At 48.8% G+C, this 24376-nt stretch carries 21 protein-coding genes; 13 read left to right on the top strand and 8 right to left on the bottom strand.

The annotated features are described in order from the left end of the window. Nucleotides 1–4 precede the first annotated feature (4 nt). The 10 genes from G5287_RS14290 to G5287_RS14245 all read left to right on the top strand — a co-directional run bounded on the left by G5287_RS14290 (nucleotide 5) and on the right by G5287_RS14245 (nucleotide 12897). Nucleotides 5–1627, top strand: a complete 1623-nt coding sequence (locus tag G5287_RS14290; RefSeq protein ID WP_421231488.1) for a glycosyltransferase — start codon at nucleotides 5–7, stop codon at nucleotides 1625–1627. Nucleotides 1628–1641: 14 nt separating this feature from the next. Next, entirely contained in the window at nucleotides 1642–2805 is a 1164-nt protein-coding gene (locus tag G5287_RS14285; protein WP_421231487.1) for a hypothetical protein, read from the top strand. Nucleotides 2806–2865: 60 nt separating this feature from the next. Continuing rightward, nucleotides 2866–4674, top strand: coding sequence for an asparagine synthase (glutamine-hydrolyzing) (asnB, locus tag G5287_RS14280; RefSeq protein WP_421223467.1), 1809 nt, complete (start codon nucleotides 2866–2868; stop codon nucleotides 4672–4674). 220 nt (nucleotides 4675–4894) lie between these two features. Next, nucleotides 4895–5893 carry a hypothetical protein gene (locus G5287_RS14275; protein WP_421231486.1) on the top strand — a complete coding sequence of 333 codons (999 nt, stop codon included), beginning with the start codon at nucleotides 4895–4897 and terminating at the stop codon, nucleotides 5891–5893. A 257-nt stretch (nucleotides 5894–6150) separates the two neighbouring features. Further along, a complete protein-coding gene (locus G5287_RS14270; protein WP_421231485.1) occupies nucleotides 6151–7740 on the top strand; it encodes a hypothetical protein in 1590 nt (529 codons plus the stop codon). A gap of 1 nt (nucleotide 7741) precedes the next feature. Beyond that, entirely contained in the window at nucleotides 7742–8443 is a 702-nt protein-coding gene (locus G5287_RS14265; protein WP_129503725.1) for a WbqC family protein, read from the top strand. A gap of 11 nt (nucleotides 8444–8454) precedes the next feature. Beyond that, entirely contained in the window at nucleotides 8455–9408 is a 954-nt protein-coding gene (locus G5287_RS14260) for a radical SAM/SPASM domain-containing protein (protein ID WP_216953974.1), read from the top strand. Beyond that, the gene (gene rffA / locus G5287_RS14255; RefSeq protein WP_227340776.1) at nucleotides 9405–10544 is read left to right on the top strand and encodes a dTDP-4-amino-4,6-dideoxygalactose transaminase; all 1140 of its coding nucleotides are present in this window, start codon (nucleotides 9405–9407) and stop codon (nucleotides 10542–10544) included. The genes G5287_RS14260 and rffA overlap by 4 nt, the downstream gene beginning before the upstream one ends. Before the next feature lie 161 nt (nucleotides 10545–10705). Then, nucleotides 10706–11731 (top strand): NAD-dependent epimerase, encoded by a 1026-nt coding sequence (locus tag G5287_RS14250; RefSeq protein ID WP_216953972.1) that lies wholly within the window; start codon nucleotides 10706–10708, stop codon nucleotides 11729–11731. Further along, on the top strand, nucleotides 11731–12897 hold the full coding sequence (locus tag G5287_RS14245; RefSeq protein WP_216953971.1) for a nucleotide sugar dehydrogenase: 1167 nt from the start codon (nucleotides 11731–11733) through the stop codon (nucleotides 12895–12897). Before G5287_RS14250 ends, G5287_RS14245 begins: the two co-directional genes overlap by 1 nt. Here G5287_RS14245 and pseC read toward each other — a convergent pair. The 7 genes from pseC to suhB form a co-directional block, all read right to left on the bottom strand. After that, the gene (pseC, locus tag G5287_RS14240; RefSeq protein ID WP_227340775.1) at nucleotides 12894–14015 is read right to left on the bottom strand and encodes a UDP-4-amino-4,6-dideoxy-N-acetyl-beta-L-altrosamine transaminase; all 1122 of its coding nucleotides are present in this window, start codon (nucleotides 14013–14015) and stop codon (nucleotides 12894–12896) included. The two genes, G5287_RS14245 and pseC, sit on opposite strands and share 4 nt — an antisense overlap. Then, a complete protein-coding gene (pseB, locus tag G5287_RS14235; RefSeq protein WP_227340774.1) occupies nucleotides 14012–15016 on the bottom strand; it encodes a UDP-N-acetylglucosamine 4,6-dehydratase (inverting) in 1005 nt (334 codons plus the stop codon). Before pseB ends, pseC begins: the two co-directional genes overlap by 4 nt. Before the next feature lie 159 nt (nucleotides 15017–15175). Next, nucleotides 15176–16021, bottom strand: a complete 846-nt coding sequence (locus G5287_RS14230) for a cobalamin-binding protein (RefSeq protein WP_227340773.1) — start codon at nucleotides 16019–16021, stop codon at nucleotides 15176–15178. Beyond that, the gene (locus G5287_RS14225) at nucleotides 16014–16976 is read right to left on the bottom strand and encodes a cobalamin biosynthesis protein CobD/CbiB (RefSeq protein ID WP_421173053.1); all 963 of its coding nucleotides are present in this window, start codon (nucleotides 16974–16976) and stop codon (nucleotides 16014–16016) included. Before G5287_RS14225 ends, G5287_RS14230 begins: the two co-directional genes overlap by 8 nt. Next, nucleotides 16973–17665, bottom strand: a complete 693-nt coding sequence (mtnN, locus tag G5287_RS14220) for a 5'-methylthioadenosine/S-adenosylhomocysteine nucleosidase (protein WP_021230869.1) — start codon at nucleotides 17663–17665, stop codon at nucleotides 16973–16975. The genes G5287_RS14225 and mtnN overlap by 4 nt, the downstream gene beginning before the upstream one ends. A gap of 168 nt (nucleotides 17666–17833) precedes the next feature. After that, a complete protein-coding gene (locus G5287_RS14215) occupies nucleotides 17834–18766 on the bottom strand; it encodes a ZIP family metal transporter (protein WP_103251745.1) in 933 nt (310 codons plus the stop codon). 321 nt (nucleotides 18767–19087) lie between these two features. Then, nucleotides 19088–19891, bottom strand: coding sequence for an inositol-1-monophosphatase (gene suhB / locus G5287_RS14210; RefSeq protein WP_005352992.1), 804 nt, complete (start codon nucleotides 19889–19891; stop codon nucleotides 19088–19090). A 199-nt stretch (nucleotides 19892–20090) separates the two neighbouring features. Here suhB and G5287_RS14205 point away from each other — a divergent pair, with 199 nt between their 5' ends. The 3 genes from G5287_RS14205 (at nucleotide 20091) to emrD (ending at nucleotide 22836) form a co-directional block, all read left to right on the top strand. After that, nucleotides 20091–20546 carry a hypothetical protein gene (locus tag G5287_RS14205; protein ID WP_005352991.1) on the top strand — a complete coding sequence of 152 codons (456 nt, stop codon included), beginning with the start codon at nucleotides 20091–20093 and terminating at the stop codon, nucleotides 20544–20546. 168 nt (nucleotides 20547–20714) lie between these two features. After that, a complete protein-coding gene (locus G5287_RS14200) occupies nucleotides 20715–21377 on the top strand; it encodes a glutathione S-transferase family protein (RefSeq protein WP_118853671.1) in 663 nt (220 codons plus the stop codon). A 262-nt stretch (nucleotides 21378–21639) separates the two neighbouring features. After that, a complete protein-coding gene (gene emrD / locus G5287_RS14195) occupies nucleotides 21640–22836 on the top strand; it encodes a multidrug efflux MFS transporter EmrD (protein ID WP_005333920.1) in 1197 nt (398 codons plus the stop codon). A 179-nt stretch (nucleotides 22837–23015) separates the two neighbouring features. Here the strand turns inward: emrD and G5287_RS14190 are convergent. Then, a protein-coding gene (locus tag G5287_RS14190; RefSeq protein ID WP_421231484.1) for an IS3 family transposase occupies nucleotides 23016–24235 on the bottom strand; the annotation gives its coding sequence in 2 pieces (ribosomal slippage) (nucleotides 23016–23887 and nucleotides 23887–24235; 1221 coding nt in all). Nucleotides 24236–24376: the final 141 nt, after the last annotated feature.

Below are 24376 nucleotides of genomic sequence, written 5' to 3'. Positions count from 1 at the left end.
ACACATGCTGGATCTGTCGATGAAACATGCCCTGCCTTTTGATGCGTTATTGCATCAGGAACTGCTGTCCGGGAAACGCAAGGCGATTGCCTGGGGGGTGGCGGGAAATCTTTATTATCATGTGCTCCAATCCCCTTATCCATTCGTCGCCATCATCGATGGTCTTAACGGTCCTCAAGTCGGTCAGTTCGCCTGTGGCATTCCGATTGTAGGGCCAGAACTGCTTAATAATTACCCAGCAGAGGAGGTGGTCATTGTCATCTTTTCAGATTTACAGCAATTCGGTGGGCAGATTATCGAGCAACTAGGTCATTATGGCGACTATCCCTATATCACTCCCTATGTTGAGGCAACCTGCCAGCCATCGGCGATGTTGCAGCAAAAGCTTGAGCGGTTGATCCGCGAGCGTCGAGCACATCGGCTGCCCCAAGTAGTGCAGCGTGTCGTGCTATATATCCACTCCTTGGTCAAAGGCGGTGCTGAGCGGCAGATGGTATTGCTGGCCATCGGATTGCGCCAGCAGGGATGGGAAGTGCATTTGATCTCGGTGAAGAATAAGGGGTTGGAGGTTAATAACTGGGAGGCGCTTTTGCGTACTCATGGTGTAGAGCTCTACTTCGTGCCTTCTGCCCGTGAGTGCTGGCCGAACTTGGAGCAGGAGGAAAATAGCTACCAGTTGGCTAATCAATTGGCACCCTTCTTTGAGCCCGGACTGCTTCACGGCATTCTCACTGCCTATGACTATATGCAACGTGTTCAGCCCAAACTGGTTATCGCCTATCTAGAAGACGGTAATGTCATTGCTTCTATGGCCGCAATTTTCGCGGGAGTAGAACAGATCATTATCTCTGGAAGGAGTGTTGCACCCTCAGAGTTTCCTGAATACCTGGCCGTTTATGATGAGTCGAGGTTGGCAGCTTACTATCGTCTGATGACCGAGTTGCCAGGAATCGTTTTGAGTGTTAACTCCATGGCAGGGGCGCAGTCGTATGCTCGCTGGCTAAATTTGCCTGAATCGAGCATCCCCGTAGTGAAAAATGCGGTCATGGCCAAGCGGGTTGCGGGACAAGAGCCTTTACAGCAGTTAGATATTCATTTATCGGCCCCAATATTGATGGGGATAATGCGACTGTCTCCGGAAAAGTCCCCATGTCGCTTTATAGAGGTTGTCGCTTCTGTCATTGCCAAACTTCCTCAAACCCATGCAATTTTAATCGGTGATGGACCATTGCGCTCAGAGGTCCTTGCTTGCATTGCGCAGCAGCCGTGCCGCGATAACATTCATGTCGTGGGTGTGAAAGATAATATTTTTGAATGGTTAAGTTGTGCCAGCCTGCTCATTTCCACCTCCAGTCATGAGGGAATGTCTAATGTTATTTTGGAAGCACAGGCACTTGGTTGTCCTGTTGTAGCGACAGATATTCCAGGAAATAGAGAAACTGTACTGACAGAGTTTTCTTGTGACTTGATTCCCTATGGGGAATGGGGTTTGATGGTTGAAAAGATAGTGTCATTATTAATGGGGAGTGGAGAGAAAACATCAGTTGGTTTGGTGGAAAAGATGAGTGAGCATTATTCACCACGTATACTTGCTGAAAAAACACTGGCACTGACTAATAAAAAATAAATCGGAGACGGAATATGGATGTTATCTTTTTCGGTGCTGGTGAAGTTTGTGATTCATTTATAAAAAGACTTCCTAAACGATTTTCAATATTGGCTATTGCTGATAATAACGAAAATTTACATGGTCAGTTTAAGGGTGAGCTTCCTATTATCTCTCCTGATGAAATTCATCTATATAAACCAAATTTTATTATTCTCTCTTGTCTTCAGAGGCATGTCTCAGATATCTGTGCTCAACTCGTCAAATTGGGGCTGGATGATTTATATTTACCCTTTCCTTATGATGAGGAAAGTGAAATAAAAGATCGAGAGAAGCAGGAACTGAAAGGGCTAATCGGACGTGAGCTCGTGGATAAGATAATAGGAAGTAAAAACACTAGCGGTAGTGTATTTTATCATATATCACTTGGTAATCATTTCGAGAAATGCCGTAAACAATATATTTCAAAGCCGGTAAATCGATTTTTACATATAGGTTCTGGTCATTCCCTTGGGGTGGAGATATATAGTCTATTACGATGGGGCGGGGAGTGGACCGCGATCGAACCATTCCCGGGACTAAGCGGGAAATATCCTTTCAATGAACATGTTTCAATGATTAAAGATTTAATGGGGCTTTTCAATGTCCCATGTAAGGTAAATGATGGTATTGTATTTAATGATGATGTTGAATCATTCCATCTTCATGATCATCATGGCACTAGACTAAATTACTTCCCTGAGATAAAGCTTGAAGATTTCAATGATGATGAAAAATATGATGTATGCTATTCGTGTGCCGTAATGGAGCATGTTGTAGATATTCATTCATTCGTAGCCAAGACATTTGAGCTATTAGCATCAGGTGGTTTTGCTTTTCACTGGATTGACCTCCGAGACCACCGGGATTTTTCACGACCACTTGATTTCCTGACAATAGGCAAGTCAGAGTGGCGTGACCATTATGGTGATGCTGGCCACTTTTTACATGGTAATCAGCTGCGTTATAGTGATTATCGACAGATATTTTTACAATGTGGCTTCAGGATTGTTGCTGAAGATAAATATATGAAGAATGATAGAGAGCATATTCAGGAAGTCTCTGTCGATTTCGCAGATGAGTATGCATCACTGGGATGGGAGGATTTGGAAGTCGCTGGTGTGCTATTCGTTCTGGAAAAGCCATCGCATGATAGTTGATTATTCTATGATGTCTCATGCGTGACATCATGTGTTGGCTTACCTTTAGGGAGTTATAAAATGTGCGGTATAGCCGGAATAATGAGTATTCATGGTCAACATGATCCTGCGTGGTTGAAACAGCAGGCTAATAGAATGGCGGAGGCGATGACCTATCGAGGGCCTGACGACCGGGGTCTTTGGGAGTCGGATGACGGACGCTGTGTTCTGGCACATTGTCGATTGAGTATTCTGGATGTATCGCCTGCCGGGCATCAACCAATGCATGATGCACAGCAACGAGCCTGTATCGTATTTAATGGGGAGATCTACAACCATCTTCAGTTGGGGGGGCGTCTTAAAGACGCCGGCATATCATTTACTGGCCATTCTGATACCGAGGTATTGGTCAATGGCCTGGTACGGGAAGGTGCTGACTTTCTGACCCGGCTCGAGGGGATGTTTGCACTTGCCTACTATGATCGTGAGCGCAGGGAGTTGCTGCTGGCGCGTGATCCGTTTGGCGAGAAGCCACTCTATTATGCCGAGTTTGACGGTTTGTTGGTCTTTGCCTCCGAGCTGGCGGCTTTGACCCTGGTGCCAGGATTCCCTGCCCGCATTACGGTTGATACAGTCGCCCATTATCTGGCTTTCCAGCACCCCGTCGGGGAACGCACCCTGTATCAACACGCCAGAAAGTTGCTGCCGGGGCACTTGATGCGTGCCGTGACAGGGGCGGTCTCACAGGCAGAGCGTTACTTCCACTTTATCTGTGCCGGTGACCATATGCCGTCACGCCCGCTGGAGGAGCAGGTTGACCAGCTTGAGGATCTGTTGCTGCGTTCGTTATCGCGCCGCTTGGTCGCCGATGTGCCGGTGGGGGCTTTTCTCTCCGGTGGTGTCGACTCCTCGACGGCGGTGGCCCTGATCACCCGTTGTTTGCAACGGCCGATCCGCACCTTCTCCATCGGTTTTGAACAGGCGCCGGAGAGCGAACATGAGGAGGCTCGGGCTTTTGCCGACTTTCTCGGAACCGAACACACTGAGCAACTGCTGCGTCCCGAGGCTTTTGTTGAACAGGTTGGTGATCTGGCGCGGCGCATGGATGAGCCCAATGCCGACACCTCCTGTGTACCGACCTATATGGTCTCGCAGCTTGCTCGTCAGCAGGTCACCGTCGCGATTACGGGTGACGGTGGGGATGAGCTGTTTGGCGGTTATGGCCGTTACCTGCAGACACTGGTCGCCGCCGAGGGCAGAGAGCAACAGATGCAGGCGCGTAGCTGGCATCTTGGGCGGGAGTACTACTCTGGTCGCATCTTGCTGTATGCCGATCGCCAGTTGGAACAGTTGTTCGGTCGCATTCCGTCCGGTACTGGTGATCACTTGATGGCGCTGCGCAGGCGTATCGATATGGATAGCCGCCCGTATCTTAATCGCCTTCGTGAGGCCGATATTGCCAATTATCTGCCGTTGGTATTGGCCAAGGTAGATCGAATGAGCATGCTGCACAGCCTTGAGTGCCGCACGCCCTACCTGTCGACCGAAGTAGCTCAGTTTGCCGCAGGTTTGGCACAGTCAGAGCTGATTGCACAAGGACAGGGTAAGTTCCTGTTGCGCCAGTTGGCCAAACGCTACTTGCCGGCGGAATGGATCGACAGGCCGAAAAAGGGTTTCAGCATAGATCCGTTCAATCAACAGGCCAAACAGAGTGCGATTACGCAACTGCGTCAGCAGGCCTCTTCAGGCCAGCTCTGTCTGCATCAGTTTATCGCTCCCGACCGGTTGCGGATGTTGCTGGATAACCAGTTTGACGGTATGACCTTCTATCATGTTTGGGGTTTATTGGTGCTTGAGATCTGGTTGCAGTCCCATGAGTTCAATTTGTGAGATAATGCTTTGGGCTAAAAGTTATTAAATAATAATAATTATAATGACCGAGCCCACTATTATGAATATATTTTATGGCTATATAATAAAGGCGAGGAATTTTTGAAGTTTATAACTGTGGTTGAAATTATAGCCTTGTTTACATTGTTTGTGAAATATAACTCATTCGTGAATTGATAAGTCTTTCTTATAACTTCATATTATATGTTACGGGAGTTCTGTGATGGGTATGACGCCAGCTATGTTTAATAAAATGAAGAATCACTTTCCTGAAAATTTTAATTCGATAATTGAGTTAGGGTGCCAGCAGTTTTATTCATTAAACTCGGCAGAGATAATTGATGAAGAATTAAAGAATTATCAGGATGGTGATTTTACAAAATCTATGTATGAAAACCTAGGTTTAAAATATGATTCTGTGGATGTTTATGATGGGACAATATTTTGCGATTTTAATAATCAGATGCTCGAGTTATCTCATCAGTATGATGTGGTAACTAATCTTGGAACTAGTGAACATGTTTTTAATCAATATAATGTTTTTGCGTCAATACATAACATTACAAAGAAAAATGGATTAATGATTCATTGTTTGCCTTTGAAGCATTCCCCACATGGACTTTTTACATATAATGTTGATTTTTTCATTTCACTTTGTTTTTCAAACAACTATGAAGTCGTTGAGTTAGTATTTGGTTGGAGAGGTACTGATGGTGAGTATACATTTGGCTCATTGTCAGACGTCGTTGAGCATCAGACAACTGAACAATATGCTTTCCTAGTGGCTAGAAAATGTCTGGAAGATAAATTTGTTTCTCCGCAGCAGATAATATATAACCCTTTGATTTCTATTGATAAAGTAATAACGTTGTGCTCTGGTGACATCTATTTGTTGAGCCAAGTTGTTCAATATCCTTTCACGGATAATGTTCTAAATCATACGCTTATCTTCGATGAGGTAAGCAATAGTCATTCTGAAGTGCTTCTATATGGTGCTGGTCATATCGGACAGGCCATTTTAAAATTTTCCAAGCACAGGAAAAAAATTAATATTATTGTTGATGAACACTCACATGCTATGAATGACTTCAAGGTTAACACGTTGGGGGATTTAGATGCTATTAATTCACCAGTCTATATAGCATCGGATTTCTATCGAGAGGAAATTAGACGTGCTTTATTGATGAAATTTGATGGGAGAGTTGTTTTTTTAAACTGATAAATAGCTATAGATATTATAAGTTATTTTATTACTTTCCTTTTGTTTTTAGTCTCTAATTTTTTATGAATTACTCTTTGAATTTATCCTTTGATTCTTCCTTGACGAACCAGTTCGAGCTAGTGTATTGATTTTTAGAGATTCCTATATGTTATAGATTGTTCATTTTTTGAAAAAATGGTATTAATTGCATCAATTATTATTTTAGGCTTGTAATTTTATTCGGCGTGTTATTAACACAGGATTGTGGGGGCGGCGTGAACATTGTTGTTTTTGATTTCAATAAGAGTGTCGGTGGTGCGGAGACATTTAACTGTAGATTTATTGACTATCTTGTTGGATTAGGTGATTCCGTTGCCGTAGTTGGATACGAGGACTCTGCACTTTTTGGGCTATTGGATAACAAGAGTGTAAAGATAAAAAAGTATATCATTCCAGAAATGGATGATTTCTTTGTTTCTATTTCAAATCAATCGTATCTGGGGGCACTTGGACAGAAAATTATTGATGATTTTTTTGGGGAAGATATATATGTTCTCGCTTCATATTTTGAAGTTTTGCATAGGGCTATGCATGTCTTCAATGGAAATAAAAGAGTTCATATATTGACTGGGATGTTGCATCCAGAAGCTTGGAGTATCTGGGAGCCAGGGATTGGATTTAACGCATCTCGTGCATTCAAACCAAAGTTAATTAATGAAACTTGGCACTACCAGCGCCAATTATTATTAAAGTTGGATCGAGCACATGCAATCTGGTATCCCAATGACATATATCGTAAATATAATTCTGAGTATTTTTCTGTTCCACTTAATCATCACTCATCTGCCACTGTTCCTGTTGAGCCCGTAACACAAAAGATACGGTACAATATTTCTGCTCCAGAAGAGTTTATGAAGGTGCTCTGGCTCGGGAGATTTGACTTTTTCAAGAATGAAAGCATCTTGAGTTTTATTGACAGCTTGAATGTTGTTCTTAACAATAAACCTCAGCTGCATATACTTTTTGATTTGATAGGATATGGATATGCTCTCTATGAGGATGAAGTTGAATCATATAAAAAGCTTGCGCATGAACGCCTTGAAATTCGTATCTTAGGAAAGAGAAATGAATCTGATATATACAGCCTAATTGAATCTGAAAAATATCATTTCGGTGTTGCAATGGGCTCCTCAGCATATCATCTTGCAATGATCGGATTACCTGTGATTGCCATAGACTCTTGTGTTAAAGGATACCGTCGTCTAGTGAAAGGGGTGTGGCTTGATGAAGCTTCAGACGAGTTTGATGAAGGCTCAAGTCTTTATCTCTCGCTAATTGGGGAGCCTTCCCCACAGCGAAATGATATTCATGTTATGCTTGAAGATGTATTCCAATATGCTTTTCTCGAAAATAAATCAAGAAGCTGCTGCAACTATGTTGAACAGTTTCATAATATTGACGTTATTTTGCCGAAAATCAGAGGTTTTTTACTTGAAAGTTCATTTTCAGAGAAATTTACGTATCGATTTAAACGAAATTTGCCAGATGAGTTTTACTATCGATTTGGAAGAAAAAGAAATATTAAAATAGCTATTTTTGGCACTGGCTCTGGCGCAAAAAAATTCTATGGAAAACTTCATTCTGACCTTGTTTTTTCTGACAGGGAAATAAAGGTGAAGTGTTTTTTTGATAATGACGAGAGTAAATTTGGCGCTATATTTTGTAATGCCCCAATAGAAAAGTTTACACTGGAGGCCACCAATGAACTTGATGTGGTTATTATTGCTTCTGATTACTGGCCCGAGATTAAAGCACAGATGATTTCATGTGGTTTAACACGTTCAAAAATATTAAGAGCATACTAGCTTGCATAAAAAGATAGCAATCATTCAATCTAATTATATTCCTTGGATAGGCTACTTTGATATTATAAACAGGGTGGACGAATTTATATTTCTTGATTCTGTCCAGTATACAACAAGAGATTGGCGTAACCGCAATAGGATTATGACCACACAGGGTGCTGTATGGTTAACAATACCCGTATGTCATGTTGATAGAAATCAGAAAATATCATCCACAAAAGTTGTCGATAATCTATGGTGTCAGAAGCATTTTGCTATAATTAAAGAGCGATACAAAAAGGCGCTTTTTTTTGATAGATATATAGATGAAATTAAATCATGGTATGAAGATGCACGTGAATTTGAGTATATCTCTGATATAAATATCATGTTTATTAAAAAAATCATGCATTTATTAGGGATCACCACCCCCATCTTTACGGATAGTCATTACTTGAATGGAGGGGGATTTAGCGATGCAACGGAAAGACTGATCGTCATTGCTGAAAGAGCTGATGCAAGTATTTATTTTTCTGGGCCGGCGGCAAAAAATTATTTAGATATCGGGCGCTTTGAAGAAAGGGGTATCGGTGTTGCCTGGATGGAATATCCTGAATATGCTCGCTATCCCCAGAACGGACCTGGTTTTGATTGCCGCGTCAGTATTATCGATGCTTTATTATGTGCTGGCGGTGATTTTGTTCATAGCGAACTAAATTATTAGTAGGAGAACTCATGGCTAAATATGGTTTCTATGATCGACTGTCATCGGAGTTTCCATCACAGGTCATTGTAGATATTGCTGAAATTTGTAATTTAAGATGCATACATTGTCCACACCCTCAATTTAAAGAGTCTGAACATTATTCCGCAAGATTGTTAGACCCTGAACTAAACAAGAAGCTGATCGATGATATAAGAGACAATAGCGACGGACATTGCCAGTATATACGATATACCAGCAATGGTGAGCCACTTATGCATCCTCATGCACATGAAATGATCCAGTATGCTGTCGAGCATAGTGGCACGTTTGTCACGTTAACCACTAATGGTACAGTTCTTAATGAGAAAAAACTAAAACAGTTATTAGAAAGTGGCCTTCATATGATTGATGTCAGCATTGATGCCTTTAACGATGAGACTTATGCGAAGATTCGTGGCGGGCGTCTTGAGCAAGTGCGACGTAATATAATTAGAATGATCGAACATATCAAGACAGGGCAATACAGAACTCGTATTGTTGTGAGTTTTATTCGTCAGGCAGGAAATGAAGATGAGGTAGATGATTTTTCTCTTTTTTGGAAAAATCAGGGAGCTGATGAAGTGCTGATCAGGAATTTACATTCGGCGGCAGGTATGTTGGCTCAAGGGGAAGCTCATTCCCATGAGTCAAGGCGCCCATGCTTATATCCATGGGAGCGTTTGACCCTGGATCCAAAAGGTGAGCTTTCTTTTTGCCCGACAGATTGGGCGTATGCATCCAGTTTCATTGATTACAGGAAGACAACGCTAAAAACTGCTTGGCAGGGAGCATTTTTAAACGAACTGCGAGAGGCTCATCTTAATAACGATTTCAAATGCCATACTTTTTGTGGGCAATGTCCTGATTGGAGACTGACAACATGGCCTGATTCAGGAAGAAGTTATGCAAATCTTGTCAGTGACATTAAGGTTATTATGAAATGAAATCATATCGCAGTTGGATACCATATAATCGCCCCAATAATATTGGCCATATCACTGAAAGTGATGGAGAATGTTTAGGTATCGGTGTTAATAAAAAAAAATGTGAGGAACTATTACAAGATATATATAATGCAAGGCGAGTTTTTTTAACGCCATCCTGTAGTGCATCTTTGGAGATGGCAGCTTTAGCGATGGATTTGCAGCCAGGGGATGAGGTAATACTGCCAAGCTTTACATTTGTTACCTCTGCAAGTGCTTTTGCCTTAAGGGGCGCAAAATTAGTATTTGTCGATATCAGGCCAGACACTTTGAATATAAATGAGCAGCTTATTGAAGAGGCTATTACAGTTAGAACGAAAGCCGTAGTGGTTGTTCACTATGCCGGTGTTGCATCAGAAATGTCTTCTATAGTCGATATATGCAATCGCTATAATCTTGTATTGGTTGAAGATGCTGCACAAAGTATCATGTCAACATATAAAGGACGGCCACTTGGTTCAATTGGTCAATTTGGCTGCGTCAGCTTTCATCATACTAAAAATATTCATGCCGGTGGTGAGGGCGGGGCTTTTTTAGTAAACGAAGATAAGTACCATGGTATATGTGAAATCATTCAGGAGAAAGGAACTGATCGTTCAAGGTTTTTGCGTGGAGAGGTTGATAGATATACATGGCAAATTTTATCATCTAGTTATGTAATGTCAGAGGTTCAAGCTGTAGTCTTGTTGCAGCAATTACAAAACGCGAGAGAAATTACGAATGCTAGATTAAAAAAATGGCTTTTTTATCATACATGTTTATCTGAGTTGGCTAATGCTGGAGTGCTCACACTTCCTGCCGTTCCGGCACATGTTGAGCATAATGCTCATATATATCATATAAGAACAAGATCCCCTGACGAACAACAGGGATTATTTAAATTCATGCGCAATCTTAATGTGGAAGTTACCTCACACTTTGTACCTCTGCATTCTAGTCCGGCTGGTATTCGATATGGTAGATTTCATGGCGATGATATAAATACCACAGCGGTTTCTAGAATGCTGTTACGTTTACCTTTACATGCAAGCCTGACTGAGTCGGAGCAAGTATTCATTATTGATGCGGTCAGACACTTTTTTGTAGTCAATAATTAAAGCTAATCATAAATTTAAATGAATTAGATGCATTTTATTAATGATCTTATAAATATTCATAAGCTATAATATTTGTAATATACATATGGATATTGGCACTCAGTAAGATAATGATTTCACCTTAGCGTATAACCAAAAGCAATTTTTAACAGGTATGTCGTATGAAATATTTTGTAACTGGTGCAGCTGGATTTATCGGTGCGAAGGTGTGCGAACTACTGTGCTTGAAAGGGTATCAGGTTATAGGTATTGATAACCTAAATGATTACTATGAGGTATCTCTTAAATTAAGTAGACTTGAACAGTTAACTCCATTTTCTAACTTCAAGTTTGTAAAAATGGATGTCTCTGATAGAAAATCTATCCTGACTCTCTTTTCCAAAGAGAAGTTTGACAGAGTAATTCATCTTGCCGCTCAAGCCGGTGTTCGCCATTCAATGGAATCTCCCTTTTCTTATATTGATAGCAACGTAGACGGATTTTTGACAATTCTGGAAGGTTGTCGTCATCATCATATTGAGCATCTTGTTTATGCATCTTCTAGCTCCGTATATGGAATGAATGAGGAAATGCCATTTAGAGTGAGTGAACCCACTGACCATCCTATTTCGTTATATGCAGCGACAAAAAAAATGAATGAGCTGATGGCGCACACATATTCTCATTTGTATGGTATCCCAACCACAGGATTGCGTTTTTTCACAGTTTATGGCCCGTGGGGACGGCCGGATATGGCATTATTTAAATTTACTAAATGTATGCTGTCTGGACAGCCAATAGATGTATATAACAATGGTCTGTTAAGCCGAGATTTCACATATATAGATGACATTGCTGAAGGTGTGATCCGGGTAGCGGACGTGATACCGGTTGAAAATTCTGCCTGGCGTTGCGCAACTGGTTCTCCAGCTGATAGCAGTGCCCCTTATCGTGTATTTAACATTGGTAATGGTAGGCCGATTAAAATAGTTGATTTTATTCAATCTCTCGAGCAAGCGCTGGGGGTTAAAGCTATAAAAAATATGATGCCCATGCAGTCGGGTGATGTTTATGCGACATGGGCGGATACTGAGGATTTATTTGCTACTATTTCATATCGCCCATCAATGAAGATAGAACAGGGCATACAGAATTTTGTTGAATGGTATCGCTCTTATTATCAATTTTTGGATGTGAAGGTTCAATAATGAAAATTGCCGTTGTCGGTATAGGTTACGTAGGTTTGTCTAATGCAATATTGTTAGCTCAGAACCATCATGTTGTTGCATTTGATGTTAATCCAGAAAAAGTGTCCATGATTAACAGGCGACAATCTCCAATTATTGATTCTGATATCGATCTGTTCTTTAAACAACGGACTTTGGATCTTACCGCAACCTTGAATAAATCAACCGCTTACCAACATGCTGACTATATTATAATTGCGACGCCCACTAATTATGATCCTGATACAAATTGCTTTGATACTGCGTCGGTAGAGTCAGTTATTTTTGATATTATGGAAATTAATCCTGAGGCAGTAATTGTAATCAAGTCTACTGTTCCTGTTGGTTTTACCTCTAAAATGCGGATGACTCATAATTACGAGAATATTTTCTTTTCCCCCGAGTTTTTACGTGAAGGGAGAGCATTATATGATAACCTTTATCCATCACGTGTTATAGTCGGGGCAACAAGTGAATATGCACGAACATTTTCTAGACTTATGATTGATGGGGCAATAGAAAAAAATGTGCCAGTCATTTTTACTGAAAGTACGGAAGCAGAGGCTGTAAAATTATTTGCTAACACATATCTGGCGATGCGAATCGCATTTTTTAATGAGTTGGATACATATGCCCAAAAAAATAATCTAGAAACAAAGGATATTATTGATGGTGTTTGCCTGGACCCTCGTATTGGCCACTATTACAACAATCCATCTTTTGGTTATGGAGGTTATTGTCTGCCAAAAGACACCAAGCAGCTTCTGGCAAATTTCAACCAAGTGCCCAGCAACCTGATTAGAGCTATTGTTGATGCTAATACAACGAGAAAAGATTTTATTGCCGATACAGTTATCGCGACTAATCCTAAACGAGTAGGTATTTATCGACTAGTTATGAAGGCTGGTTCGGATAATTTTAGAGCATCGGCAATACAGGGAGTCATGAAAAGAATCAAGGCGAAGGGTATTGAGGTTGTTGTTTATGAGCCATCCTTAATGGAACCTTATTTCTTTAGGTCAAAAGTCATCACTGAAGTATCCGTATTTAAAGGTATGTGTGACATTATACTTGCCAACCGAATGAGTCCTGATTTAGCCGATGTGATTGATAAGGTCTATACACGAGACATTTTTGGCTACGACTAAAGCAGACTGCATATTTTCAATTGCTGTGCTTTTGTCAAACCAGGAAAGAGTGGCAAGGTCATTGCGCCTGCGTAAAATTGCTCAGTAGAGGGCAGGGTAGTATGAGTCCACTTTTGATACCAAGGTTGTTTGTAAATAGGTATATAGTGCACGTTGGCGCCGATATCCTGTGCACGTACTTTTTGGAAGAGCGCACAGCGTTGTTCAGGGGCTACATGGTGAACATAGAGATGGAAGGCACTACGCCGCTCGGTGTTGAAATGACGAGGTAGCTGGTGTGGTGCCAGTCTTTCGAAGTAGTACTGGGCAATCTCGTTACGCGTGTGAATCCATGTCTCCAGATTGGCCATCTGGCTCAACCCCAGCGCAGCCTGAATGTCGGTCATGCGGTAGTTGAAGCCGAGCATCTGCTGCTCATAGTACCAAGGGCCGTCCGGCTCATTGATAAAGTCTTCCGGTTCACGGGTGATGCCATGGCTGCGGAGCATGCGCATCATCTTGGCAAGCGCAGGGTCGTTGGTCATGGCCATGCCACCCTCGCCAGTGGTGATGATCTTCACCGGGTGGAAGCTGAATACTGTGATGTCGCTATAGCGGCCATTGCCGGTAGGCTCACCATGATAACGGGCACCAAGGGCGTGGCAGGCATCTTCGATGATCTTGAAACCGTACTTTTGTCCCAGGCGGTGGATCTCCTGCATGTCGCAGGGGAGGCCGGCAAAGTGCACCGGTATGACTACTTTGGGTAGCTTTCCTTCCGCCTTGGCTGCAATCAGCTTCCTCTCCAGCTCCAAAGCGCACATGTTACCGGTATCTGGTTCAATATCGACAAAATCGACTTGTGCACCGCAGTAGAGAGCACAGTTGGCGGATGCAACAAAGCTGATGGGGGATGTCCAGACCCAGTCGCCGGGGCCAACGCCAAGTGCCAGACAGGCTACATGGAGTGCTGCGGTACCTGAATTGACTGCCACCCCGAATTTGGCTCCACAGTAATCGGCTACTGCTTGCTCGAAGCGGGGGACTACGGGTCCCTGGGTCAGGAAGTCGGACTTGAGAACGTCCACAACAGCATCGATATCTGCCTGGCTGATGGATTGGCGGCCATAAGGGATCATTCAGTTCTCCCCTTTTGGTTCATTTTCAAAAGCTGTTCAATGGTAAAAAAGTGAGGGTTGCTGCGAGAGTTATATTCGAAGCCCTGTTCTACCATTTTTCCTTTTTCGCCCGCCGCTGTTTTGGAGAAATCGTTGTTGCGATTATTGAAGTTGATGGTTGGGCCAATCACGAAGAAGTCATCAAACTCGAAGGTGTGATAAGAGTCATCGGCAGGACACATCACTTCATGGAGCTTCTCTCCCGGGCGAATGCCGATGATCTTGTGTGGCAGGTGCGGTGCCATGGCACTGGCGAGCTCCGTAATTCGGACGGATGGCAACTTGGGAACAAATATTTCCCCCCCCTTCATCCGCCCAAAATTGTCCAGAACGAAATCCACCCCTTGTTGCAAGGTAATCCAGAAGCGCGTCATCTCCTCATGGGTGATGGGTAACGCATCTGCTCCCTGGTCAATCAGCTTTTGGAAGAAGGGGACGACAGAGCCGCGAGAACCGACCACGTTACCGTAGCGGACTACGGCAAAACGGGTGGGATCCTGCCCCGCGATGTTGTTTGCTGCCACGAAGAGTTTGTCTGATGCCAGTTTGGTGGCGCCGTAGAGATTGATCGGGTTGGCGGCTTTGTCAGTGGAGAGGGCAATAACTTTTTTAACCTGATTGAGCAAGGCAGCCTGGATGACGTTTTCTGCACCATGGATATTGGTTTTAATGCACTCCATGGGGTTGTATTCAGCGGCGGGCACTTGCTTGAGTGCGGCTGCATGAACCACGTAATCCACTCCACGCATTGCCATGGTGAGCCGGTTGGCGTCTCTTACATCACCGATAAAATAGCGCATGCAGGGGTCGTTAAACTCTTGCTGCATCTCGAACTGTTTCAGTTCGTCACGAGAATAGATGATAAGGCGTTTGGGTTTATAACGTTCCAGTACTGTCTTGACCAATCGTTGGCCAAACGAGCCGGTGCCACCTGTGATCAGTAGCGTTTTATCGTTGAACATTGTGGGCATCTCGTCATAAAAACAGTAGATGAATCATATGCTAGCAAATAAAGTACCAGTTTTTTTGGCAAAGAGTGTGATCCATTCACACAAAAACAGTTCTAAAGATTTGGTTGCCACCCAGAACACTTCAGGTCGATCCTCATCATTAGTGATGTATCAAGATGTGCTGGTGCTTTGCGAGCTTAGCTGGATAGCTCGGCAAATCTGCTCCACCGCATTGAGGGCTCTTGGGGTGAATCGGTGTAGTTCATCCGAGTTGATCAAATCGAGTCGCTGGTGCTGCACCGCATCGAGATTGGGCCACTTTTGCCAGTGATTCAGGGCGTCAGGATCTTGACTCCCCGCCAGGATCAGCGCGGGGTTCGCTTTGATCACCTGTTCCATGTCCACTTGAGGGTAGGGGGTCTTGGCATTTGCCATGACGTTGACCCCGCCGCAGAGTTCGATGGCCTGAGCCGGCCAGGCATTGCCACTGACGCTGGTGAGCGGTGGGTACCAGAGCTGGTAGAACACCTTGACGCCGGTTGATTGTCCATAATGCTGTTGCAGCTCATGCAGGCGCGCCAGATAGCGATCGGCGGCCTCGTTGGCACTCTTTTCCACACCCAGCAATTTGCCCAGGGCCCGCATCTCGGTGGCCAGCGAGGCAAAATCGGTAGGCTCAGAGTAGAAAACCGGGATCCCGATCTGTGCCAGTGGGGCCAGCATCCGTGATTGAGCCGAGCGCCAGCCGAGGATGAGATCCGGCTTTTGCGCCAGCAGCGCCTCGACATTGATGCTGCGATAATTGGCCACCTTGGGCTTGGTTTTCACCTCGGCGGGATAGTCTGAGGCATCGTCGATGGCAACCAGCTTGTCGCCGGCGCCAATCTCGTAGAGCAATTCGGTCAGGTGAGGAACAACACTCACCACCCGGGTTGGCGTGGCGGCCTGTAGGACACCGGGCAACCAGGCAACCAGCACGCAGGGCAGCCAGACAGCCAAGCGCAACCATCTAACCATGAAATAACCCCGCCACAGTGACAAGCAGCGCCAGTATCAACCAGCCCCAGCCGCACCCTTGCAGAATGTTGAGCACCTTGCGCGGAGTCTCGCTATCTGGCTCAGCACCTGTGCCGATGACTGGCCAGCGCTGGAGAGCCCCCTGATAGTAGCGAGGGCCACCAAGGCGGATCCGGCACTTGTCTACCAGCAGGGTGAGCAGCATCCCCATGGCGGGATAGGGCCAGAGCGCGCCACTTCGCAGCAACTGCGCTGCCTGCTTGAGACGGCTTGCCAGCAGTGGCAGCCCCAGCAACAAAATGACGGGGGCATTGAGCCCCTGATAGAGGGTGCTGGCGGCGCGACCAAAATGGTCGAAGGCGGGATCTTTGCGACTCCAGCTCAGGTTCATCAGCTGCACCAGCCGCCAGAGCAGGGCACCCTGTACGCCAGCCAGGGCAAATCCCAGCAGCGGGCCAGCCCATTGGCCCACCAGGCGCAGGGCGCAGCTCTCCGTCACTGCTTTGGCGAGCCCCATGGTCGAGAGTTTACTGGTCTCCCGCTTGAGCCAGGGAGCCACCTGCAATCTCGCCAGCGGCAGTGTCTCCTGGGTGGTGAGAGAGTGAGTGGCATGGGCGAGTTCGCGCAGTGGACGGGATTCGAGCATCAGCAGCATGAACAGCAGGTCGAAGATCGGTTCGCTCAATGCCAGATTGCGCAACGACCAGAGCCCGGTGGCGCAGGGGAGCCAGACTACCAGCATTGCCAGCAGGCCGGCCTGCATTTGCTGGCCGGGTGAACCATCGGGTCTGTGTACCTTGTGCCCCAGCCGGGTCAGCAGGGGCGTGACGGCCGAAAGACGCAGATGGGATGGCCACGGGATCACCGCCTCCAGCAGGGCTGCCCCCACCAGAATGGCCGCCATCGTAGAAAGGAGGGCGTCGGCCATCAAATCAAGCGAGCCGGTCTCGATCACAGCTTGCCGAGCATCTTGATGATCACTTCGGCGGAGTGCTTGCCAGCCACTTCGATGAAGGCATCGAAGGATTCAACCTGTTCCTTGCCGGCGATATCAGACATGGCGCGTACCACCAGATAGGGCACTTTGAACATGTGGCACACCTGACCGATGGCGGCACCTTCCATCTCGACCGCCAGCATCTGCGGGAAGTCGGCGCGAGCCTTGGCGATGGCGTCCGGTTTGCACATGAACTGATCGCCGGTGCAGATAAGGCCGACCTTGGTCTGGTGCTTGCCCTGCTCGGCGATGCAATCCTGAGCGACCGCGATGAGTTTCTCGTCGCAGGGGAAGGCGGCGGGTTGCTGCGCCATCTGGCCCATCTCGTAACCAAAGGCGGTCACGTCCACATCGTGGAAACGCATCTCGCTGGCAATCACCACATCACCGATGTGCAGGTCCTGGGCAAAGCCGCCGGCAGAGCCGGTATTGATGACGCAGTCGGGGGCAAATTTTTCCAGCAGCAGGCTGGTGGCCACGCTGGCGGCGACCTTACCGATACCGGAGCGGGTCAGGATCACCTCTTTGCCTGCCAGCTCCCCTTGATAGAACTCGCAGCCGCCCAGTTGCAGGGTGGTGGGGTTGCTCATCTGGCTGCGCAGCAGGGCTACTTCTTGCTCCATGGCGCCGATAATACCTACTTTCATTGCTGACCTCGTCTTGATAGCCGTGTGGCTGAATTTAAGTTGCTGTAGATCATAACAAAAGATGGCGTCGGCGCCGAGAGGCACAAGCGAAAGGAGAGATGAAACGCGGCGATCCATATGGAAGCGCCGCAGGTGACAAAAAGCATTGATGAGGAGGGGAGAAGGCCTTTAGCCGAGCGCGGTATCGAGGGTCATCATCAGGGCAAAGCCTGCCATCAGGCCAAGGGTGGCATAGGTCTGGTGACCGTTGCGATGAGTCTCCGGAATTACCTCGTGCGAGACCACAAACAGCATGGCGCCGGCGGCGAGCCCAAGTCCGATGGGGTAGGCGATGGCAAGGCCGCTGGAGAGCCCCACCCCGAGCAGGGCGCCAATCGGTTCGAGCAGGCCGCTGGCGATGGCGACCAGCACGGCGACAGAGGGGCGAAAACCGGCGGCGCACATGGCCAGCGCCACCGCCAGTCCTTCGGGAATATCCTGCAGTGCGATGGCGGTTGTGAGCGGCAGCCCCACCGACATATCCCCCTGCGAGAAGCTGACCCCGATGGCCATCCCCTCCGGCAGGTTGTGCAGGGCGATGGCAAAGACGAACAGCCAGACCCGGGAGCAGCTCTCATGGCCGGGGCCGCAGGGGCCGGTTTTGTCATGCTCGTGCGGGGTGAACTGGTCCAGTCCCAGCATCAACAGCACCCCGAGGGTCATGCCGACTACCACTACGGCGGCGGCACTAAAGCCGTTGCCGGTGATCCCCTCGGCAGCCTCCAGCCCCGGCAGCAGCAGGGAGAAGGCGCTGGCCGCCAGCATCATGCCGGCGGCAAAGCCGAGCATGGTGTCCTCCACTTTTTGCGGTACCGAGCGTAGAAACAGAGCGGGCAGGGCGCCGATGGCGGTGGCGGCAAACCCGGCAGCACCACCGACAAGGCCGTAGCGCACGCCGCTGGTCACCTCGCCGGTAGCGAGCATGATGAGACTCTGCAACAGCAGTAACAAGACGGCAGCCAGCGCGATAAAGAGACCGAGGGCAGTGAGCGGGCGGCTTTGCATCTGGCTACGCAGTTGCTGTGACCAGGATAACGGAGGAAGAGCTGAGAGATGGTCCATGGCATGACCTCGAGTGTGCAAAGTGGATGGTGGCATTACATCTACTTGGCCGCCCCTTGTCCATGCCTGCAAGGCGATTGCCGCTATCTGAAAATCTGGAAAGAGTTTATCCAGGCAACCACATGGGAACTCTTATCGGTAGCCAAAGGCGGGGGGCAAGAGGGGTTGTCTGCAAATGGCTGAAGTGGATGTTGAGAGGCCAGTGGGGATGCATCGCGAACTCTTTTAAATCAGCTGTAGATGTCTGCCTTGGTGTTCGGATAACAGATACAAGAAAACCGGCTTGCGCCGGTTTTGTTATCTGTCTGCTCGAAGGCTGGCTTATTTCGCCAGGGACTCCGGCAGCTCTTCACGGATCTTGCCGAGCATCTCTTTCAGGACACGCGGGTTGGCAACCACGATGTTGCCGGAGTTTTCGTAGTTGTGACCACCTACGAAGTCGGTGACGATGGCGCCAGCTTCTTTGGCCAGCAGTTCACCGGCAGCGGTGTCCCAGGGCTTGAGGCCGATTTCCCAGAAACCGTCGACGCGACCGGCAGCCACGTAGGCCAGATCCAGTGCGGCAGAGCCGGAGCGACGGATGTCGGCACATTCGATGAACATGCTCTGGAACATCTTCAGGTAGGACTCGATGTGGTGCTTTTGCTTGTAGGGGAAACCTGTGGCCAGTACGGTGCCAGCCAGTTCTTTGGCTTTGCCGACACGGATACGGTAGCCGTTGAGCTGGGCGCCGCTACCACGAGTAGCAGTAAACAGTTCGTCACGGATGGGATCGTAAACAACGGCTTGTTCGGTTTTGCCTTTTACGCGCAGGGCGATGGAAACGGCAAAGTGCGGAATGCCTTTGACAAGGTTGGTCGTGCCATCCAGTGGGTCAATGATCCATTGGTAGTCCGGATTGGTACCGGCAATCTCACCAGACTCTTCAGCAACAATGCTGTGCTCCGGGTAAGATTTTTTGATGGTGTGAATGATGGCCGCTTCGGCTTCACGGTCAACGTTGGTCACGAAGTCATTGCTGCCTTTTTGGATAGCCTCAATGTTCTCGGGCTGGGAGAAGGCTTTTACTACAACTTGACCGGCGTTGCGCGCAGCGCGCACGGCGATATTCAGCATCGGATGCATAGGTTCACCACTGGATGTTAAAGAACGGGGGATAAAAGGACGCGGTATAATACCAGTATTTTGTGCGATGGCAACTGTTATCCCCCTACGACCAATTGATTACCACTGCCAGATTTGACGGCTCCAATATAGACCAGATCTGCGCTAGTCTTATCCCAGCAGCCGGATACAGGCTGTCATGAGCATAGGGATGTGAACCATGAATTTGTCATTAGTGAGTCAGAACGTGTCAGCGGCCAGCGAGGGACTGTTGGCCATCTTGCGGTCATCACCCGAGTATGGTGATCACTTTGCCCACATCACCGTGACCCCCCTGGCCCAGTGGCAACCGGCCAAGACGGAGGCGGCGATCCTGCTGATCGACGGCGATGCGCCCTGGCAGGATGCCGGATTTGCCCGGGGAGAGGATGAGACGATCGGTTTGCCGGTCTTGCCGCTGCTGATCCGCAAGGGGGACAAGGAGCTGACGGTCTGCGGGCCGGATGTGCGTGACCCCCGTTTCTATTTTGTCTCAAACGGCATCGTGCTGGATGAGTCGGAGCTGGCCGAGCCTGCCTGCAGCCGGGTGCTGTTGCGCAAGCTGGAGTCCTACTTCCCGCTGCTTTCCCGCCTGATCATGCTGCGCCAGCGCAAGCCGGTTGCCGTGATCAACTAATATCTACCATTGCCAGAGCGCACCAGCGGCGCACCGTGGCCTTGTTTGGCCTACGGTGCGCCGCTTTTTAATGGTCTGGAGCCGGTCACTTGTTGCAAGATGAGGCGGCTATGGTGTTGCACCCTGTTCCAACCGTGCAATCTGGCTATGACCAACAAGGAGTGAATCATGATCGATTTTTACACCGCCGCGACCCCCAATGGTTTCAAAGTGGCGATCGCTCTCGAAGAGCTGGGTTTGCCCTATCGGGTCATTCCCCTCGATTTGTCGGCACTGGATCAGAAGAAGCCCGAGTTTCTTGCCATCAATCCCAATGGCCGCATTCCGGCCATCGTCGATCGGGATAACGACGATTTCGCCGTATTTGAATCGGGCGCCATCCTCATCTATCTGGCGGAGAAAGCAGGCAAGTTGCTGCCCGCTGATCCCAAACGCCGCTCTCAGGCCATCCAGTGGCTGATGTTCCAGATGGGCGGGGTAGGACCCATGATGGGGCAGGCCAATGTCTTCTACCGCTATTTCCCCGAGAAGATCCCCGCCGCCATCGAACGTTACCAGAAGGAGGGGCGCCGTCTGTTCGAGGTGCTCGATAGCCATCTGGCCCACCAAGAATATCTGGCGGACGAGTACAGCATCGCCGATATCGCCACCTGGCCCTGGGTGCGTATTTATGACTGGAGCGGCATCTCCATCGAGGGGTTACCCCATCTGCAAGCCTGGATGGATCGCATGGCAGAGAAACCTGCCTGCCAGAAGGGGATCACCATACCGCCGCGCAAGGAGCAGCCCGATGAGCTGATCAAGCAGGCGCAGCAGATGGTAACACGTTGATTTTTAACTGCTGACGGGGCGTGCAGCCCCGTAATATTAGAAAAACTAAGGCAACCCGATTATAAAGATTCGTTCGTTTTTTGTGAGCTGAATCACTATGATGCCCCCATACCACCAAGCGTCCTGTGCGGTGGCTTGGCGGGCTCCCCGCCTACTGTTTCCAACACTGTTTTTGATTGCATCACAGCCTCTGTGATCAGATTCCTCTGGGCCATTTTGTGCCAGAGGGGCGGCAGCATTTTTTCGATTTTTTGGGACTGATATGGATCGGCACAGTTTTTATCCGTTGTTTTTACTGACCATTCTGATGGTCGCTGTGGGCCAGATGACCCAGACCCTTTATGTTCCCTCCATTCCCATGATGGCGGGGGACTTCAATGTGGCCTCGGGCCAGTTGCAGGCGGTGATGGCCTGTTACCTGATCCCCTATGGCCTCTCCCAGTTTGTCTATGGGCCGTTGTCGGATCGTATCGGCCGTCGCCCGGTGCTGATCGTCGGCATGATGGTGTTTCTGGTGGGCACCCTGATCATTCAGGTCATCCCCCATTTTGCCGCCCTGCTAGTGGGTAGCTTTATTCAGGGGCTGGGTACCGGTGCCGGTGGCGCCATGAGCCGTACCGTGATGCGCGATCGCTACAACGGCGCCGAGCTCAACCGCGCCAACAGTCTGGTGAGCATGGGGGTGATCTTCTCCCCGCTGCTGGCCCCGGTGCTGGGTGGCTGGCTGACCGAGCTGTTCAACTGGCGCGCCGGTTACTGGTTCCTGTTCGGTTTTGGTGCCGTAGCCACTCTGGCGATCATGGCCTGGTTTGGTGAGACGCTGCCTGCTGCTGCTCGTCAGCCGCTGCGCGTCGGTGCTGCCTATCGTCATGTGCTGGGCAACCCCAAGTTTCAGGGCAACCTGCTTTGCCTGATGGCGACCTTTGCCGGTTTGGCTGTGTTCGAGGCTGCGGCCGGTGTGCTGCTGGGCGATGTGCTGAAACTGAGCGCCCGTACCGTGAGCGTGCTGTTCGTGCTGCCTCTGCCCGGCTATCTGTTCGGGGCCTGGCTCTCTGCCAAGCTGAGCTTCCGTTTGACTCAGGGCAAGCTGATGCGTCTGGGGATCGCCTTTCTGGCGCTCGGCTCCCTCATCATTCTGGTGCCGGGGCTGTTCGGGGTGGTGAGTGCCGCCTCGCTGGTTGGTGGTGCGGCTGTCTACTTCATCGGTAGCGGTATTCTCTACCCGACCGCCACCTCCTGTGCCATCGAGCCCTTCCCGGGTCAGGCCGGCACCGCGGGGGCCATTCTCGGCGGGATGCAGAATCTGGGGGCCGGTGTGGTGACCCTGCTAGCGGCCGGTTTCCCGATGACCGGTCAGGTGACCCTGGGGGCCATCATGACCCTGATGGTGCTGATCGTGGCGCTGAGCTTTGTCTGGCTGCGTCACCATGGTTCGCCCCACGAGCAGATGGCAATTTGATCAGCCGCTCTCTTTGCATCTGGAGCAAGCCCACCCTCAGCGGTGGGCTTTGTTTTATCCGAAGAACGGGCTGGGAGATAGCATTAGCTTGATGTAGTGATCGATGTTGTGAGGTTAACTTCAGTGTCTAGTCCTGAAATAGGTTTACACATTTTCAACTTCAACTCGCATTTCTCTACTCAGAACCCCCTATGTACCGCATCGGGGGTTCTGTATTTCAATGCATGATGCGGCCGCTCCTCGTTGTAAATATCTACTGCTTCACGCACCATTTCCCGCGCGTGCGTCAAATCCTGCGGGCTTTGCAGCAATAACTCTCCTTTCAAAATCCCGTTCACCCGCTCCGCCAACGCATTCTGATAACAGTCATACCCATCCGTCATCGAGCATTTCACCCCGTACCGTTCATGTAGTGACTGATACAGCCCAGAGCAATACTGCACGCCGCGGTCCGAGTGATGGATGAGTTCACCGCCGCCACGCCGTTGCTTCAGTGCTTTCTTGAACGCCATCGCAACCGACTCCGCGTGCATTCCTTCGTGTACGTGGTGGCCTACTATCTTGCGTGAGTACGCATCCGTCACCAGGCTCAGGTACAGCGGCCCGCTCCTGGCTGGCAGATAGGTGATATCTGCGACCCAGACCTGCTCCGGGGCCACCGGTGTGACCTGCTCTGGCCCCGCCTTGAGCAAGTTGGGATGACGGTAGAAACGGTGAAAACTGTGGGTGGTCTTGTGATACGCCCGCTTAGGCTGCACTAGCAGGCGGTGCTCGGCCAATATCCGAAACAGCCTGTCACGCCCGACTTTGAGCCCGCCATCATCCTGACCCTGGAGCAGATAATGCAGCTTGCGAGTGCCCACCCGAGGTTGTCGCAGTCGAACCTGACGCACAAAGCGCACCACCTGCAGCCCTTGAGCATGGCGCTCGTCGGCGACCCGATTGCGCTTGTAGTAAGCCTGCCGGCTTATCCCCAGAAACAGGCAAGCCCTGACAATGGTCAGCCTCTCGACTTGCCGCTGCGAGAGGACTTGCCGGGTCGCTTTTTTACGATGGAGACGCCGTAGTCATTCTTCAGCACATCGACGACGGCCTCAAAGAACTGGGCCTTCTGACTCATCAGCGCCAGCTGTTGCTCAAGTTCCTTGATGCGCTGTTCGGGCGTCTGGTTGTCGGGGTCAGGCATGGTGATGCTCCTGCCGGCGCGCACAGAAGCCCCCTGGCTCCAATCTTGCCGACCATGTTTACGCAACCATACCAGAACGGTGGAGCGGCCCTGAATGCCATAACGCACCTGAGCCTGTTTGTAGGTGAGCTCGCCTTTTTCAATCTGCTCGACCAGTGCCAGTTTAAAAGTCAGCGAGTAATCGCGCTGTGTCCGTTTCACACCTTGTCCCATCGGGTTCTCCATTTATTGGGGGGAAAGGTGTAAACCATATTCAGGACGGGACACAGGCAAAGAAAAAGGCTCTGTCCCAATTACGTGTTGAAAGGCTAATCTTGAAGTAGGCCATCACCTTGAGGTCTACCATCATGGATA

This window comes from Aeromonas sp. 603079 (assembly GCF_049172135.1).
Taxonomy (GTDB): domain Bacteria; phylum Pseudomonadota; class Gammaproteobacteria; order Enterobacterales; family Aeromonadaceae; genus Aeromonas; species Aeromonas veronii.
The sequence above is the reverse complement of the archived record's forward strand: the minus strand, read 5'-3'. Positions and strand labels throughout refer to the sequence as shown.

What these genes read in the sequence shown, in the direction of transcription:
- G5287_RS14290 (WP_421231488.1), top strand. Translation starts at nt 5, where the DNA reads ATGCTGGATCTGTCGATGAAACATGCCCTGCCTTTTGATGCGTTATTG.
- G5287_RS14285 (WP_421231487.1), top strand. Translation starts at nt 1,642, where the DNA reads ATGGATGTTATCTTTTTCGGTGCTGGTGAAGTTTGTGATTCATTTATA.
- asnB (WP_421223467.1), top strand. Translation starts at nt 2,866, where the DNA reads ATGTGCGGTATAGCCGGAATAATGAGTATTCATGGTCAACATGATCCT.
- G5287_RS14260 (WP_216953974.1), top strand. Translation starts at nt 8,455, where the DNA reads ATGGCTAAATATGGTTTCTATGATCGACTGTCATCGGAGTTTCCATCA.
- rffA (WP_227340776.1), top strand. Translation starts at nt 9,405, where the DNA reads ATGAAATCATATCGCAGTTGGATACCATATAATCGCCCCAATAATATT.
- G5287_RS14250 (WP_216953972.1), top strand. Translation starts at nt 10,706, where the DNA reads ATGAAATATTTTGTAACTGGTGCAGCTGGATTTATCGGTGCGAAGGTG.
- G5287_RS14245 (WP_216953971.1), top strand. Translation starts at nt 11,731, where the DNA reads ATGAAAATTGCCGTTGTCGGTATAGGTTACGTAGGTTTGTCTAATGCA.
- pseC (WP_227340775.1), bottom strand. Translation starts at nt 14,015, where the DNA reads ATGATCCCTTATGGCCGCCAATCCATCAGCCAGGCAGATATCGATGCT.
- pseB (WP_227340774.1), bottom strand. Translation starts at nt 15,016, where the DNA reads ATGTTCAACGATAAAACGCTACTGATCACAGGTGGCACCGGCTCGTTT.
- G5287_RS14230 (WP_227340773.1), bottom strand. Translation starts at nt 16,021, where the DNA reads ATGGTTAGATGGTTGCGCTTGGCTGTCTGGCTGCCCTGCGTGCTGGTT.
- mtnN (WP_021230869.1), bottom strand. Translation starts at nt 17,665, where the DNA reads ATGAAAGTAGGTATTATCGGCGCCATGGAGCAAGAAGTAGCCCTGCTG.
- G5287_RS14215 (WP_103251745.1), bottom strand. Translation starts at nt 18,766, where the DNA reads ATGGACCATCTCTCAGCTCTTCCTCCGTTATCCTGGTCACAGCAACTG.
- suhB (WP_005352992.1), bottom strand. Translation starts at nt 19,891, where the DNA reads ATGCATCCGATGCTGAATATCGCCGTGCGCGCTGCGCGCAACGCCGGT.
- G5287_RS14205 (WP_005352991.1), top strand. Translation starts at nt 20,091, where the DNA reads ATGAATTTGTCATTAGTGAGTCAGAACGTGTCAGCGGCCAGCGAGGGA.
- G5287_RS14200 (WP_118853671.1), top strand. Translation starts at nt 20,715, where the DNA reads ATGATCGATTTTTACACCGCCGCGACCCCCAATGGTTTCAAAGTGGCG.
- emrD (WP_005333920.1), top strand. Translation starts at nt 21,640, where the DNA reads ATGGATCGGCACAGTTTTTATCCGTTGTTTTTACTGACCATTCTGATG.